The organism is Streptomyces sp. NPDC005706 (assembly GCF_040631045.1).
Classification (GTDB): domain Bacteria; phylum Actinomycetota; class Actinomycetes; order Streptomycetales; family Streptomycetaceae; genus Streptomyces.
The window spans coordinates 288,185-303,343 of sequence record NZ_JBEXYS010000006.1; the positions used below are offsets into that span (position 1 = coordinate 288,185).

11 protein-coding genes and 1 pseudogene are annotated in these 15,159 nt (G+C 73.0%); 10 read left to right on the top strand and 2 right to left on the bottom strand.

Annotated elements, in window-relative coordinates:
• The first annotated feature begins 78 nt into the window (after positions 1 to 78).
• The 3 genes and pseudogenes from ABZ478_RS14695 to ABZ478_RS14705 form a co-directional block, all read left to right on the top strand.
• On the top strand, positions 79 to 813 hold the full coding sequence (locus ABZ478_RS14695) for a response regulator transcription factor (protein WP_358937143.1): 735 nt from the start codon (positions 79 to 81) through the stop codon (positions 811 to 813).
• Positions 810 to 2,291: a HAMP domain-containing sensor histidine kinase gene (locus ABZ478_RS14700; RefSeq protein WP_359548889.1), complete on the top strand. Its 1,482-nt coding sequence runs from the start codon at positions 810 to 812 to the stop codon at positions 2,289 to 2,291. The genes ABZ478_RS14695 and ABZ478_RS14700 overlap by 4 nt, the downstream gene beginning before the upstream one ends.
• Before the next feature lie 166 nt (positions 2,292 to 2,457).
• Positions 2,458 to 2,985: pseudogene (locus tag ABZ478_RS14705) on the top strand (pectinesterase family protein); the annotation flags it as partial.
• Between the two features lie 13 nt (positions 2,986 to 2,998).
• Here the strand turns inward: ABZ478_RS14705 and ABZ478_RS14710 are convergent.
• Together ABZ478_RS14710 and ABZ478_RS14715 are read right to left on the bottom strand one after the other, a co-directional pair.
• Entirely contained in the window at positions 2,999 to 4,795 is a 1,797-nt protein-coding gene (locus tag ABZ478_RS14710) for an ABC transporter ATP-binding protein (RefSeq protein ID WP_359548893.1), read from the bottom strand.
• A gap of 497 nt (positions 4,796 to 5,292) precedes the next feature.
• The gene (locus tag ABZ478_RS14715; RefSeq protein WP_359548894.1) at positions 5,293 to 7,092 is read right to left on the bottom strand and encodes a bifunctional metallophosphatase/5'-nucleotidase; all 1,800 of its coding nucleotides are present in this window, start codon (positions 7,090 to 7,092) and stop codon (positions 5,293 to 5,295) included.
• A 267-nt stretch (positions 7,093 to 7,359) separates the two neighbouring features.
• Here ABZ478_RS14715 and mshD point away from each other — a divergent pair, with 267 nt between their 5' ends.
• From mshD to ABZ478_RS14750, 7 genes are all read left to right on the top strand, one after another.
• Complete coding sequence (gene mshD, locus ABZ478_RS14720) at positions 7,360 to 8,286, top strand: mycothiol synthase (RefSeq protein WP_359548897.1); 927 nt, start codon at positions 7,360 to 7,362, stop codon at positions 8,284 to 8,286.
• Between the two features lie 114 nt (positions 8,287 to 8,400).
• On the top strand, positions 8,401 to 8,787 hold the full coding sequence (locus ABZ478_RS14725) for a GntR family transcriptional regulator (protein WP_351666146.1): 387 nt from the start codon (positions 8,401 to 8,403) through the stop codon (positions 8,785 to 8,787).
• Positions 8,784 to 9,680: an ABC transporter ATP-binding protein gene (locus ABZ478_RS14730; RefSeq protein ID WP_359548899.1), complete on the top strand. Its 897-nt coding sequence runs from the start codon at positions 8,784 to 8,786 to the stop codon at positions 9,678 to 9,680. Before ABZ478_RS14725 ends, ABZ478_RS14730 begins: the two co-directional genes overlap by 4 nt.
• Positions 9,677 to 10,702: an ABC transporter permease gene (locus ABZ478_RS14735; protein WP_359548900.1), complete on the top strand. Its 1,026-nt coding sequence runs from the start codon at positions 9,677 to 9,679 to the stop codon at positions 10,700 to 10,702. Before ABZ478_RS14730 ends, ABZ478_RS14735 begins: the two co-directional genes overlap by 4 nt.
• Positions 10,699 to 11,553, top strand: a complete 855-nt coding sequence (locus ABZ478_RS14740) for a hypothetical protein (protein ID WP_359548902.1) — start codon at positions 10,699 to 10,701, stop codon at positions 11,551 to 11,553. The genes ABZ478_RS14735 and ABZ478_RS14740 overlap by 4 nt, the downstream gene beginning before the upstream one ends.
• A gap of 247 nt (positions 11,554 to 11,800) precedes the next feature.
• Entirely contained in the window at positions 11,801 to 14,032 is a 2,232-nt protein-coding gene (locus tag ABZ478_RS14745) for an RNA degradosome polyphosphate kinase (RefSeq protein ID WP_359548904.1), read from the top strand.
• Positions 14,013 to 15,158: a CHAD domain-containing protein gene (locus ABZ478_RS14750; RefSeq protein ID WP_359548907.1), complete on the top strand. Its 1,146-nt coding sequence runs from the start codon at positions 14,013 to 14,015 to the stop codon at positions 15,156 to 15,158. Before ABZ478_RS14745 ends, ABZ478_RS14750 begins: the two co-directional genes overlap by 20 nt.
• Position 15,159: the final 1 nt, after the last annotated feature.

The window sequence follows — 15,159 nt, forward strand, 5'->3', positions numbered from 1 at the left end:
GCCCCACGGCCCCCGGGCGTGCGACGCTGAGAGGCACCCCGTCCACCCGACCCACCGCACCCTGAGGAACCGCGAGCGATGAGCCCCGCCGAAGGCGACCGTGACCCCCAGCGCATCCTGATCGTCGACGACGAGCCCGCCGTGCGCGAGGCACTGCAGCGCAGCCTCGCCTTCGAGGGCTACGGCACCGAGGTCGCGGTCGACGGCGCGGACGCCCTGGAGAAGGCCGCCGCGTACCGGCCGGACCTGGTGGTGCTGGACATCCAGATGCCCCGCATGGACGGCCTGACCGCGGCCCGCCGGATCCGCGGTGCCGGGGACACCACCCCGATCCTCATGCTCACGGCCCGCGACACGGTGGGCGACCGGGTGACGGGGCTGGACGCCGGGGCCGACGACTACCTGGTCAAGCCTTTCGAGCTGGACGAGCTGTTCGCCCGTATCCGCGCGCTGCTGCGGCGCAGCTCGTACGCGGCCGACGTGTCTGCCGAGGCCCAGGCGGACGAGGCGCTGACCTTCGGCGACCTGCGCATGGACCTCGCCACCCGGGAGGTCACCCGGGGCGGCCGGCAGGTGGAACTGACCCGCACGGAGTTCACGCTCCTGGAGATGTTCATGGCCCATCCGCGCCAGGTCCTCACCCGCGAGCAGATCCTGAAGGCCGTCTGGGGCTTCGACTTCGAGCCCTCCTCCAACTCGCTGGACGTCTACGTCATGTACCTGCGCCGCAAGACCGAGGCGGGCGGCGAGCCGCGGCTGGTGCACACCGTCCGGGGCGTGGGGTACGTACTGCGGCAGGGCGGCGCGGAGTGAGCCGGCTGGCGCGCCGCTACCGGGCGCTGCCGATCCGGGCCCGGCTGGCGATGCTGGTCGCGGCGGCGGTGGCGTTCGCGGTGGCGGCGGTCTCGGTGACCTGCTGGTTCATCGTGGAACGCAAGCTGTACGACCAGGTCGACGCCGATCTGCAGAAGGTCGCGGAGCCGCAGCGGCTGGTGAACGTCGTCTCCACGCTGGAGTCGTGCCCGCAGACGCCCGTCGACGCCGGACTCGGCGACTTCCACGCCCACGGCAACTACTACTACATCCAGCTCGTGAAGCAGAACGGCACCGCCTGTGTGTCCTCCAACTCCGCGGGCCGGGTGAAGACCACCTCCGCCGACACCGACGTCATCGCCAAGGCGGACAACCACGACGGGCTGCTGCACGACGGCATCCTGCGCGACGGCACCGACTCCGAGGGCAACGCGGTGCGGGTGCTGACCCAGCCGCTCACGTTCAGCCCGGGCCCCGGGACACAGCCCCAGATGTACCCCAACACGGCCCTGATGGTCGCCATACCGCTGAAGAACACCCAGGACACGCTGAAGGACCTCGCCCTGATCCTGCTCCTCGTCTCCGGCATCGGGGTCATCGGGGCCGGCGCCGCGGGACTCGCGGTGGCCCGGGCGGGGCTGCGCCCGGTCGACAAGCTCACGGAGGCCGTCGAGCACGTGGCCCGGACCGAGGACCTGGGCATCCGCATCCCCGTCGACGACGACAGCGACGACGAGGTGGCGCGGCTGTCGCGCTCCTTCAACTCGATGACCACCGCGCTGGCCGGCTCCCGCGACCTCCAGCAGCAGCTCATCGCGGACGCCGGCCACGAGCTGCGCACCCCGCTCACCTCGCTGCGCACGAACATCGAGCTGCTCACCCGCAGCGAGGAGACGGGCCGCCCGCTGCCCCCGGAGGACCGCAAGGCGCTGCTCGCCTCCGTGAAGGCGCAGATGACGGAACTGGCCGCGCTGATCGGCGACCTGCAGGAGCTGTCCCGTTCGGAGGGCCAGCGGGGTGAGCGCGTCCAGGTGGTGTCCTTCCAGGACACGGTCGAGGCGGCGCTGCGCCGGGCCCGCCTGCGCGGCCCCGAACTGACCATCACGGCGGACCTGGAGCCCTGGTGGGTCCGCGTGGAGCCCTCGGCGCTGGAGCGTGCGGTGGTCAACGTCCTCGACAACGCGGTGAAGTTCAGCCCGGAGGGCGGCACCGTCGAGGTGCGGCTGACCGAGGGCGTCCTGACGGTCCGTGACCACGGCCCCGGCATCCCCGCCGACGAACTCCCGCACGTCTTCGACCGCTTCTGGCGCTCGCCCAGCGCCCGTGCCCTGCCGGGCTCCGGCCTCGGCCTGTCCATCGTGGCCCGCACGGTCCGGCAGGCGGGCGGCGAGGTCTCCCTGACCCGGGCGGAGGGCGGCGGCACGACCGCCACGATCCGCCTGCCGGGCGCGGCCACGGCTCCCCCGGAGACGGTGTAGGCCTTCGGTACCCGGGCATGCCGGGCGAGGGGGCAACCTTTCCCGGTCGGGCGGCGACTTGAGGACACTCACACCTCCTACGGGACCGGAGTCGTCCATGAGCCCCCACACTCCCCGTCACCGCCGGCGCCGCAGGGCCGTAGCCGCCGGACTGCCGCTGGAGGGCGCCCACCAGGACATCGCCCAGCAGGCCGTCGCCCTGCGCACCGCCGCCGACAAGGCCGTCCTGGACGGGGTCATCGTCAGCGGCGACCAGGACACGCTGCTGCTCGACACCGCCGCGAAGGACAAGCCGGGCCGGGTCTACATGACCGACTCCTACGTCGTCGGCAACGTCGACTTCATCTTCGGGCGGGCCACCGCCGTGCTCCACAAGTCCGTGATCACGCTGAAGAAGCGCTGCAACGGGACCTCCGCCGGGTACGTCACCGCGCCCAGCACCGCCGCGGGCCGCAAGGGCATCCTGATCGCGAACTCCACGGTGAGCGGCGACGTCTCCGACCGCAGCTTCTACCTCGGGCGGCCCTGGCACGCCGGCGGCGACGCCACCCTCGACCCGCAGACCACCGTCCGCGACAGCACGCTGAGCGCCGCCGTGAAGTCCGCGCCCTGGACGGACATGAGCGGCGACGCCCAGGCCGCCGGCCAGGAGATCGCCGACTGGCTGGGCGGCTGGACGCCCGCCTCTTCCTGACGGCGGGGGCCCGCTACCGCCTGAGGATCAGTGTGTCGTCGGCCGTGCCCGCCGGCGTGTCCGGTCCGGCCGCGGTTTCGGGCAGGGGGCCGGCGAGCCGGGCGTAGACGCCGCCGTACGCCAGCAGTTCCGTGTGCGTCCCCACCTCGACCAGGCGGCCGTGGTCGAGGACCAGGACGCGGTCCGCGTCGGGGGCGAGGCTCAGGTCGTGGGTGATCATGATGGTGGTGCGCCCCGCCATCAGCCGGCGCAGCGGACGCACCACCTGGCGGGCGGCCACCGCGTCCAGGCCCGCCGTGGGCTCGTCCAGGACGAGCACCGGGGCGGCACGGAGCATCGCGCGGGCGATGGCGATGCGCTGGAGCTGGCCGCCGGACAGGGCGGAGGTGGCGGGGGCGAGGCGGGTGTCGTAGCCGTCGGGCAGCGCGGTGATGAAGTCGTGCGCCGCCGCGTCCCGGGCCGCCCGCTCGATCTCGGTGTCACTCGCGCCGGGCCGGCCGCAGCCGATGTTCTCGCGGACGGTGCCGCTGAGGATCAGCGTCTGCTGCGGCAGCAGGGCGATCTGCTCGCGCAGGAAGTTCAGGGGCACGTCGGTGAGCGGGACGCCGTCCAGCCGGACGACACCGGCCGAGGGGTCGTGGAAGCGGGTGAGCAGCCCCGCGAGGGTGGACTTCCCGGCGCCGCTCGGGCCGGTGACGAGGACCAGTTCGCCCGGTCCGGCGGTGCAGCTGATGTCCCGCAGGGCGGGGCGGGAGGCGTCCGGGTGGCGGAAGGAGACGCCGTCGAAGCCGATCCGGCCGCGCACCGGCCAGGCGGCCACCGGGCGGTCGGGGTCGGTGACGGCCGGCTCGGCGTCCAGGATCTCCCCGATGCGCCGCGCGCCCGCGGTGGCCGCGGTCACCGTCAGACCGAGCCCGCCCAGACTGCGGACCGGCGGATACAGATAGCCGAGGAAGGCGGCGAAGGCCAGGAGCTGACCGAGGCTCATCCGGCCCGCCGAGATCTCCCACGCCCCGAGCCCGATCACCGCCAGCACGCACAGCGTCTCGACGACCTCCACGAACTGCTCGTACAGCTCGCTCAGCCGGGCCCCGCGCACACTGGCCCGCAGCCAGGCGCGGGCCTCGTGGTCGAGCCGCCGTGCCTCGTCCCGCTGCCGGTTGTAGGCCTGGGTGAGCACGATGTTGCCCAGTGACTCCGCCACCACGGCGGTGATGGCGCCGTCGGCGGTCCGCTCGTCCCGGGACGCCTGCTGGATCCGGCCGGAGAAGCGGCGGGCGGCGAGCAGGAACAGGGGCGCGAGGACGAAGGTGGCCAGCGCCAGGTCCCAGCGCAGCCACAGGGCGGCACAGGCGTAGAAGACGGCGGAGAAACCGGCCGAGACGGCGCCCACGATCCCGGAGACCACGAGCTGCTCGATGGACTCGACGTCTCCGGTGAGCCGTTCGACGAGGTCGCCCTGCCGGTGCCGCTGGAAGAAGTGCGGGGGCAGGTCCTGCACGTGCCGGAAGACGGCCGCGCGCAGCCGCAGTACGAATCTCTCGGCGGTCCAGGTGGCCAGCGAGTTGCCGAGGTAACCGGCGAGCGCGGCGAGCACGGCCACGCCCAGCCAGGCGCCGGCCGGCCCCCAGAAGGCGGCGAGCGAGCCGGCCTTCAGGGCGTGGTCCGTCAGCCGGGCGAACAGCAGGATCGCGGCTGTCTCGGCGAGCGCGGCGACGACCACGCAGACCACGATCAGCGCCAGCCACCCGCGGTCGCCGCGGGTCAGCGGCCAGAACCGGTGGAAGGCCTCGCGGGCTTCCCTCGACATCGTCGACTCCCTCTTCCAGAACCGCGTCCGGGCACGGCCGAGGCGGGGCCACCGTCCGACCACGCGGTTTTCGGTGGCCCCGCCTCAACGGGTTCCTGTGTACTGAACCCAGCTTTTTCACCGGCTGGACTCAGCTTGCTTTTACCGCCGGATCACACCGGCATTCACAAGGCCCTTACTTGTGGCCGACCGGGCGCTTCAAAGCGGGCTTCTTCGGGCCCTTCTTCTGGTGCACCGACTGCGGGGCGGGCTTGCGGGTCTTCTTCACCGGGGCGATCTTGTGGAAGCTCATGTGCTTCACCTTTCCTGTCGGTTCGGTGTCTCGAGCGCCGTTCGCTTTCGACATGGAAAACATTACGGCAGCCGAAAGCGCGGAAATACCAAATTCGCTGAGACCTCAATGAAATGACCCTGAGATAAATTCTCAGGGTCATTCCGGAACCGATGCAGCATTCACACAGAAATTACGGGACGACAGGCGTCCCGGCGCACGGCGGCTACTGCGTGATCGTGACGCGGTCCGCCTTCGGCGGCGCGATCGGGCCCGTGGCCGAGGAGTTGGCCGTCAGGTACTGCGCCAGCGCGGCCAGGTCGTCGCTGCCGACCAGGTCGTTCGTGCCCTGCCCGAGGGTGGGGAAGCCGTCGCCGCCGCCCGCCAGGAAGCTGTTGGTGGCGACGCGGTAGGTGGCCGCCGGGTCGATGGCGGCGCCGTTCAGCCGGATGGAGTCGGTGACCACGCGGTCCGCCCCGGACTTGGTCATGTCGAGCGTGTAGGTGAGTCCGGCCGACGGCTGGAGGATCTTCGGGGCCGCCGCGTTGGGGCCGCTCACCTGCTCCTTCAGCACCTGGATCAGCTGGGCGCCGGTGAAGTCCTGGAGGTTCACGGTGTTGGCGAAGGGCTGGACGGTGAAGCCCTCGGCGTAGGTGACGACCCCGTCGCCCTCGGCGCCCTTGGCCGCGTAGGTCAGGCCCGCTCGCACGCCGCCCGGGTTCATCAGGGCGAGGCTGGTCTTCGGGTCCAGCTGCTTGCCGTGGGCGAGTTGCGCGTCGGCGATGAGGTCGCCCATGGGGGACTCGGTGCCGGTGTTGTTGATGTCACCGGAGATGTAGCCGATGGGCCGGTTGCCGATCGGGGCGGCCAGGGTGTTCCACTTCGAGATCAGACCGGTCATGTCCGCCGCCTTGGGGACGTCCCGGGAGACCACGTGGTTCGCGGACTTCACGGCCGTGCGCACGATGTCGCCGGTGCGGTGGTCGTAGGTGAGCGTGGTGTCCGTGTACAGACGGCCGAAGGAGGACGCCGAGGTGACCATGCGGGGCCGGCCCGACGGGTCGGGGATCGTGCAGACGTAGGCGTTGTGGGTGTGGCCGGTGACGAGCGCGTCGACGGCCGGCGTGACGTTCTTGGCGATGTCCACGATCGGGCCGGAGATGCCCGAGCCCGCGCCCGCGGAGTCGCAGTCGTAGTTGTAGGAGCCGGAGGCCGGGAAGCCGCCCTCGTGGATCAGGGCCACGATCGACTGGACACCCTGGCGCTGGAGCACCTTGGCGTACTTGTTGATCGTCTCGGTCTCGTCCTTGAACTTCAGGCCCTTGACGCCGTCGGCGGAGACGATGTCCGGGGTCCCCTCCAGCGTGACGCCGATGAAGCCGATCTTGACGTCCTTCTTCTTCCAGACCCAGTAGGGCTTGAGGAGCGGACGGTCCGTCCGGTCGTCCAGGACGTTGGCGGTGAGGTACGGGAAGTCGGCGCCCTCGAACTTCTCGCCGCCGTAGCAGCCGTCCGTGGGGTGGCAGCCGCCGTTCTGCAGGCGGGCCAGTTCCCTCGCGCCCTCGTCGAACTCGTGGTTGCCGACCGAGGTGACGTCCAGCTCGAGCTTGTTGAGCGCCTCGATGGTCGGCTCGTCGTGGAAGAGCCCGGACAGCAGCGGGGAGGCGCCGACCATGTCGCCGCCGGCCGCGGTGATGGAGTACGGGTGGCCCTGACGGGCCTGGCGCAGATGGGTGGCGAGGTACTCGGCGCCGCCCGCGTCGATCGTCTTCGTCGTGCCGTCCGGCTGGAGTTCGGTGACCCGGCCGGAGGAGCCGGACGGGGGCTCCAGGTTGCCGTGCAGGTCGTTGAAGGACAGGAGCTGGACATCCTGGTAGCGGCTGGAACGGCCGTGCTCGTGGCCGTCCTTGCCGGTGTGCGCCTGCGCGGGCAGGGCCGCGGCCAGGCCGGCGGCCGTGGCGAGCGCGGCGGTGGTGGCGAGGAGGCCGTAGGTCCTGCGTCTGGTGCGCCGGGGTGCGGCTGACATGAAACCCCCCTGTGGGTCGGCTGGGGCGCGTGGCCCCCGTTCGCCGCGCAGCCTAAGGTCAACGCGCGTAGCGCGACAGGGGGTTCGTGGTTACGTCCTGGTTTCCCTTTGCCGTCCTTCTCCCCTCGCTCCACCGGGACTTCGGTTCTCCGCGGCAGCGGGACCTCGCCCCTCCGCGGTACCGGGACTTCTCCCCTCCGCGGTGCCGGGACTTCTCCCCTCCGCGGTGCCGGGACTTCGCTCCGGCGGCCCCGTACCCTCGTACGCATGAGCAGCGACGACTCCGTACGGCCGGTCCCCTCCCGTTCCCTCGAGACCCGCTCCGCGCTCGACCCGGACCAGGCCGAGGCCGTGCTCGGACTGCTCGCCGAGGCCGCCCGCGTCGACGGGCAGCAGCCGGTGTCCGAGCAGGGCCGGCTGCAGCTCAGCGGGGGCCCGCGCGAGGGCGTCTCGCACCTGCTGCTGACCGCCGGGGGCGAACTGGTCGGGTACGGCCAGCTGGAGGACACCGACCCGGTGGAGGCGCCGGCCGCCGAACTGGTCGTGCACCCGGCGCACCGCGGGCACGGGCACGGCCGGGCGCTGGGCTCGGCGACGCTCGCCGCCTCGGGCAAGCGGCTGCGGGTGTGGGCGCACGGCGGCCACTCCGCCGCCCGTCATCTCGCCCAGGTGCTCGGCCTGACCCTGTTCCGCGAACTGCGCCAGATGCGGCGGCCGTTGACCGACCCGGAGCTGTCCGAGCCGGTGCTGCCGGAGGGCGTGAGCGTGCGGGCCTTCGTGCCCGGCAAGGACGACGCGGCCTGGCTCGCGGTCAACGCGGCCGCCTTCGCGCACCACCCCGAGCAGGGCTCGCTGACCCAGCGCGACCTGGATGACCGCAAGGCCCTGCCGTGGTTCGACCCGGCCGGGTTCTTCCTGGCCGAGCGGCGCGGGGAGCTGGTGGGCTTCCACTGGACCAAGGTGCACGCCGAGGAGGGGCTCGGCGAGGTGTACGTGCTGGGGGTTCGGCCGGGCGAGCAGGGCGGCGGGCTCGGCAAGGCCCTGACCCTGACCGGCCTGCGGCACCTGGCGGCGCAGGGGCTGCCGACGGCCATGCTGTACGTCGACGCCGACAACAAGGCGGCGGTCGCGGTGTACGAGCGGCTGGGCTTCACGACGTACGAGACCGACCTGATGTACCGCACGGAAACCTGACATACCGGGGCGCACGAAGACGCCCGCGCGGACCCCGGGGGTGGCCGGCTTGACGGCCACCCCTCTCTTACACCACCCTTTCACTACTCAATTAGTGAAAGGGTGGTTCAACGCGTGGTCGAATACCGCATCGACCGGCACAGCGGGGTCGCCACCTACGTCCAGATCGTCCAGCAGACCAAACAGGCCCTCCGGCTGGGCCTGCTGCGCCCGGGGGACCGGCTGCCGACGGCCCGCGAGGTCGTCGAGGCCACCGCCATCAACCCCAACACCGTCCTCAAGGCCTACCGCGAGCTGGAGCGGGAGGGCCTGGTCGAGGCGCGGCGCGGACTCGGCACCTTCGTACGGCGCTCACTGGGCGCCGCCCCGGCCGACTCCCCCCTGCGGGCGGAGCTGGAGCAGTGGACGGCGAGGGCCGCCGAGGCGGGCCTGGACCGGGACGACGTGGCGGCCCTCTTCACCGCCGTACTCGACAAGCACTTCCAGGGAGAACGTTCATGAGCGACACGGCTCTGGAGGCCACCGGCCTCGGCAAGCGCTTCGGGCGCAGGGGAGGCTGGGCCCTGCGCGACTGCGGCTTCCGGCTGCCCACCGGGCGGGTGTGCGCCGTCGTCGGGCCCAACGGCGCCGGCAAGTCGACGCTGCTCGCCCTCGCCGCGGGACTGCTCCCTCCCACCGAGGGCCGGCTGACGGTGCTCGGCACCACGCCCGCCGCCGCCCGCGCCCGGGTGGGCTACGTCGCCCAGGACAAGCCGCTGTACCCGCAGCTCACGGTCGCCGAGACGCTGCGCATGGGCGCCGACCTCAACCCCGAGCACTGGGACGCGGAGACCGCCGGCCGGATCGTGGCCGCCGGCCCGCTCGACCCCAAGGCCCGCATACGGTCGCTGTCCGGCGGCCAGCGCACCCGGGTCGCGCTCGCCCTGGCCCTCGGCAAGCGCCCCGAACTGCTGCTCCTGGACGAGCCGATGGCCGACCTCGACCCGCTCGCCCGGCACGAGCTGATGGGCACCCTGATGGCCGAGGCCGCCCAGCACGGCACCACGATCGTGATGTCCTCACACGTGGTGGCCGAGCTGGAGGACTCCTGCGACCACCTGCTGCTGGTCGGCGACGGCCGGGTCCGGCTGGCCGGCGAGATCGACGACCTGCTCGCCGCCCACCTGCGGGTCAGCGGGCCCGCCGGGAAGGCGGGCCTGGACACGCACACCGTGGTCGAGGACCGGGTCACCGGCCGCCAGCGGACCGCGCTGATCCGCCCGGCCGGCCCGCTCGGCGGCGACTGGCACGCCTCGGCGCCCACCCTGGAGGAACTGGTCCTCGCCCACCTGCGCAACCCGCAGGCCCCCGCCCTGACCACCGCACCGGCCGCGACCGAGGAGAGTGCCGCATGACCGCCGCGATCGCCCCGGCCACCGTCCGGGCCCCCGCGGCGCGGCCCCGGACGGCCCGCTGGCTGCTGCGCCTGCACCGCCCCGCGCTCGTCGTCTGGACCGCTCTGGTGGTCCTCGGCGCCGCCCTGCTGCTGTGGCTCGCCGGACCGCTCACCGACGCGGCCGCGGAGGGCTGGCGGCAGTACAACGCCTGCAAGTGGTCCGAGAAGTGCCCCTACGGCCAGGACGCGATCCTGCGCTACAAGGACGTCTACAACTACCTCACGCTGTCCCTCGCCACGCTGCCGTTCCTCGTGGCCGCCTGGGCCGGCGCCGCCCTCACCGGCCGCGAACTGGAGTCCGGCACCGCCCGCCTCGCCTGGACCCAGGGCATCACCCCCGTCCGCTGGCTGGTGACCAGGCTGGCCCTGCCCGCCGCCGCGGTCACCGTGGGCACGAGCCTGCTGGTGTTCCTGCACCACCGGGCCTGGTCGGCCGCCGACGGCCGCGTCGACACCGCCAAGAGCTGGTACGACTTCTGGACCTTCCACACCAACGGCCCCACCACCGTCGCCCTCGCCCTGGCCGCCCTCGCCACCGGCGCCCTCACCGGCCTGGCCCTGGGCCGTGCCCTGCCCGCGCTCGCCGTCTCCGTCGTCCTCACCGCCGGAGTCTGGGGTCTGGCGCAGTGGCTCATGCCACGCCTGTGGCCGGCCGTCACCCGCGTGACCGGCCTCGAAGACGGCTACGCCGCCCCCTACTCCGGCGTGGAGGTCGCCAAGGGCCTGGTCACCCGCGGCGGCGGGCACATCCCCGAACCCGAGTGCTACGCGGCCACCACGGAAGGATGCGCGCGGGAGTTCCGTGAGCACGGCGCCGTCGGCTGGTTCCACACCTACCACCCCGCCTCCCACTACTGGCCGCTCCAGCTCACCACCGGCGCCTTCGTGCTGGCCCTGGCCGCCCTGGCCACCCTGGCCGCGTTCGGCGTGCTCAGGCGCCTGTCCGGGTCGCCGGGGGCCGGACGGGGGGCCGCCGCGTGAGCGCCGCCCTCCAGGGCCTGCCCCGCACCGTGCTGCGGCTGCACCGCACCGCCCTGCTCGTGTGGACCGCCACCGTCACCGCCCTGACCGGCTGGCTGGTGTGGCTGAACGAGGTCACCGCCCGCTCCGTCATGGACTCCCTGGCCCGGTGCCGCGGCACCGATCTGTGCCGTGACGTCTTCGCCGGCTTCGGCTACAGCGAACCGACCGGCTGGATCGGCACCCTCGTCTGCCACAGCTTCCTCGCCGTGGCCGCGTTCGCGGGCGGCGCCCTGATCGGCCGGGAACTGGAGTCCGGCACCGCCCGCCTCGCCTGGACCCAGGGCGTCACGCCCACCCGCTGGCTGACCGCCAAGCTCGCCCTGCCGGCCCTGGCCGTCACGGCCGGCGGCACCGTCCTGACGCTGATGTACCGCTGGGGCTGGGGCGCCCACCGCCCGCTCATGGACGACCACTGGTCCACCGGCGACGTCTTCGTCGCCCGCGGCCCGCTCACCGTCGCGTACGGCCTGTGCGCACTGGCCGTCGGCACCCTCGCGGCGCTGCTGCTGCGCCGGGCCCTGGCCGCGCTGGGCGCCGCCGTCGGCACGATGTGGCTGGTCAACCTGCTGCTCACCCAGTGCCGCGCGGACCTGTGGCCGGCGCTCACCCGCACCTCCCCGAAACCGGTCACGCTGCCGGCCGGCGCCTGGCAGGTGACCCGGGGACGGAACGCCGGCGGCGATTTCGCCGTCTACCACCCCGCGTCCCACTTCTGGCCCCTGCACCTGGTGGAGACGGGCGTCGTGCTGGCCCTGACCATGCTGGTGACGACGGCCGCCTTCCTGGTGCTGCGCCGCCGGGCCGCCTGAGCCGACACCCGGGTGTGCGTCCCTTCCACGGGGGGAGGGACGCACACCCGGGGGCCGCCCCTCGATATCCGGGACGTCATGTCTCCGTAACCATCGATTCAGACTGGCTTGCGACGCTCGGCCAATGAAGCCCGCCGTGCCAGAGCCTTCGCCGCCCCCCGAGGGCCCCGCGGGGAACGGGGCCGTGACGCTCCCGCCCGCACGTTCCGACGCGCCTGTCTCGCGCGTGGCGCGGAAGAATGGTGTCATGAGTCAGCAAGACACCCAGGCAGAGGCCCAGCACACGCAGCCCTCCGTGGGCTCCATCGCCGCGCACCGGCCCCATACCGTCGCCGCGACCGTTTCCGACCTGGAACCCGACCTCGACGCCGACCTCGACGCCTACGAAGAGGCGCAGGGCGACGGGGCTCCGCTGCCCCAGGGTCGTTTCCTCGACCGGGAGCGCAGCTGGCTCGCCTTCAACGAGCGCGTCCTGGAACTGGCCGAGGACCCGGACACGCCCCTGCTGGAGCGCGCCAACTTCCTGGCGATCTTCGCCAGCAACCTGGACGAGTTCTTCATGGTCCGGGTGGCCGGCCTGAAGCGCCGCATCGCCACCGGCGTCGCCACCCGCTCCGCGTCCGGCCTCCAGCCGCGCGAGGTGCTGGAGATGATCTGGGCCCGCTCGCGCGAGCTGATGGCCCGGCACGCCGCCTGCTACCACGAGGACGTGGCCCCCGCGCTCGCCGACGAGGGCATCCACCTGGTCCGCTGGAACGAACTGGCCGAGAAGGAGCAGGCACGCCTCTTCACGCTCTTCCGGCACCAGATCTTCCCCGTGCTGACCCCGCTGGCCGTCGACCCGGCGCACCCGTTCCCGTACATCTCCGGCCTGTCCCTGAACCTGGCCGTCGTCGTGCGCAACCCGGTCAGCGGCCACAAGCACTTCGCGCGCGTGAAGGTGCCGCCGCTGCTGTCCCGCTTCCTGGAGGCCGCGCCGGGCCGCTACGTCCCGCTCGAGGACGTCATCGCCGCGCACCTGGAGGAGCTGTTCCCGGGCATGGAGGTGCTGGAGCACCACGCCTTCCGGCTCACCCGCAACGAGGACCTCGAGGTCGAGGAGGACGACGCCGAGAACCTGCTCCAGGCGCTGGAGAAGGAGCTCATGCGGCGCCGCTTCGGACCGCCGGTGCGCCTCGAGGTCGAGGAGTCCATCGACCGCGAGGTGCTGGACCTGCTGGTCCGCGAGCTGAAGATCTCCGAGGCCGAGGTGTACCCGCTGCCCGGCCCGCTGGACCTCACCGGTCTCTTCCGCATCGCCTCCCTGGACCGGCTCGAACTCAAGTACCCGAAGTTCGTGGCCGGCACCAACCGTGACCTCGCCGAGGTGGAGTCGGCGTCAGCGCCGGACATCTTCGCCGCCCTGCGCACCCGTGACGTGCTGCTGCACCACCCGTACGACTCCTTCTCCACCTCCGTGCAGGCCTTCCTGGAGCAGGCGGCCGGCGACCCGGACGTGCTGGCGATCAAGCAGACCCTGTACCGCACCTCCGGCGACTCCCCGATAGTCGACGCGCTCATCGACGCCGCCGAGTCCGGCAAGCAGGTCCTCGTGCTGGTCGAGATCAAGGCCCGCTTCGACGAGCACGCCAACATCAAGTGGGCACGCAAGCTGGAGGAGGCCGGCTGCCACGTGGTGTACGGCCTGGTCGGCCTGAAGACGCACTGCAAGCTGTCCCTGGTGGTCCGTCAGGAGGGCGACACCCTCCGCCGCTACAGCCACGTCGGCACCGGCAACTACCACCCGAAGACGGCCCGGCTGTACGAGGACCTCGGCCTGCTCACCGCCGACCCGCAGGTCGGCGCGGACCTCTCCGACCTCTTCAACCGGCTGTCCGGCTACTCCCGCCGGGAGACCTACCGCCGCCTCCTCGTCGCCCCCAAGTCGCTGCGCGACGGTTTGATAGCGCGCATCGACAAGGAGGTCCAGCACCACCGGGCCGGCCGCCCCGCCTTCGTACGCATCAAGGTCAACTCGATGGTCGACGAGGCGGTCGTCGACGCGCTCTACCGCGCCTCCCAGGCCGGCGTGCCGGTGGACGTGTGGGTCCGCGGCATCTGCGCCGTCCGCCCCGGCGTCGCGGGCCTGTCGGAGAACATCCGGGTCCGCTCCATCCTCGGCCGCTTCCTCGAGCACTCCCGGGTGTTCGCCTTCGGCAACGGCGGCGAACCCGAGGTGTGGATCGGCAGCGCCGACATGATGCACCGCAACCTCGACCGCCGGATCGAGGCCCTGGTCCGGGTCACCGACCCCGGCCACCGGGCGGCCCTGAACAGGCTGCTCGACACCGGCATGTCCGACACCACCGCCTCCTGGCACCTCGGCCCCGACGGCGAGTGGACCCGGCACGCGACCGACGCGGACGGACAGCCACTGCGCAACGTCCAGGAGATGCTCATAGACGCCCGGAGGCGCCGGCGTGGCACAGCGACACCTTGACCCGACGGACCCCACGGCCCAGGCGGTGACCGGGGAGGCCCTCGCGGGCTACCTCCGCGCCCGGGCCACGGAGTTCCTCCGCGCGCTGCGCACGCACCGGGAGACCGGCGGTGTCACCGCGGGCGGCGCGGAGGAGTCCGTCGACGCGGCGCTGCTGCTGCGCCGCTCGGCCCGCCGCATCAGCGCCAGCCTGCACACCTTCCGCCCGCTGCTCGACCCGGACTGGTCCGAGGAGCTGCGCCCGGAACTGGCCTGGCTGTCGGGCACCCTGAAACTGGAGCACGCCTACGAGGCCCGGCTGGAACGGCTGCTGCAGGCCCTGAACCGGCTCTCGGGCACCGCGGCGCTGCCGGCCCAGCCCGTGGCCGCGGTGGCCGCCGGCGCCCTGCCCGACGGGGCCGGCGCGGCCGCGGGCGGTCGCGGCGCCGGGACGGCACCCGTCCCGCTGAACGCGCCGCCCCACACCGGCGGCCCCGCCCGGCAGGCACCCGCCCCGGAACGCGGCAACCTGACGGTCGGCGCGGCCAAGGCGGGGGCCCTGCTGGAGCGCCAGCTCACCCTCGCCCGGACCCGGGCCCACTCCACGGCCCTGCAGGCCCTCGGCTCCTCCCGCTTCCACGCGGTCGCCGACAAAGTGGCCTTACTGGCGAGCGAGGTCCCGCTCACCCCCGACGCGCCCGGCACCGCGCTGCACCCCCTCGCCGCCGCGGCCGGGGAACGCCTCACCCAGGCCGTCGCCGCGCTCCCGCTGCTCACCGCCGGCCACCCCTACAACGCGGAGGCCCTGGTCCACGGCCTGTCCCCGGACCCGTCCCCGCACCCCCAGGACGGCCCCTGGCACCAGGTCCGCCTGCTCCTGCGCCTGCACCGCTACGCCCGCGAGGTGCTGCACGGCGCCAACTCCCCCGCCGACGCGAGGCTGCTGACGGCCGGCCAGTCGCTGAACCGGCACCGGGACGCCTCGGAGGCGGCGGCCGCGGCGGCCCAGGCGGCCCGCACCCCCCGCATCACCCCGGCGACGGCGTACGCCCTCGGCGTGCTCCACGCCGACCAGCGGCACGAGGTGGAGGCGGCCAGGTTCGCCTTCCAGCAGGCCTGGCAGAGGCAGCCGGTCGGCGCGTCCTGAA

Bases quoted from the DNA above. Each gene is read 5' to 3' on its own strand.
- ABZ478_RS14695 (WP_358937143.1), top strand. From the start codon at position 79: ATGAGCCCCGCCGAAGGCGACCGTGACCCCCAGCGCATCCTGATCGTC.
- ABZ478_RS14710 (WP_359548893.1), bottom strand. From the start codon at position 4,795: ATGTCGAGGGAAGCCCGCGAGGCCTTCCACCGGTTCTGGCCGCTGACC.
- ABZ478_RS14715 (WP_359548894.1), bottom strand. From the start codon at position 7,092: ATGTCAGCCGCACCCCGGCGCACCAGACGCAGGACCTACGGCCTCCTC.
- mshD (WP_359548897.1), top strand. From the start codon at position 7,360: ATGAGCAGCGACGACTCCGTACGGCCGGTCCCCTCCCGTTCCCTCGAG.
- ABZ478_RS14730 (WP_359548899.1), top strand. From the start codon at position 8,784: ATGAGCGACACGGCTCTGGAGGCCACCGGCCTCGGCAAGCGCTTCGGG.
- ABZ478_RS14735 (WP_359548900.1), top strand. From the start codon at position 9,677: ATGACCGCCGCGATCGCCCCGGCCACCGTCCGGGCCCCCGCGGCGCGG.
- ABZ478_RS14745 (WP_359548904.1), top strand. From the start codon at position 11,801: ATGAGTCAGCAAGACACCCAGGCAGAGGCCCAGCACACGCAGCCCTCC.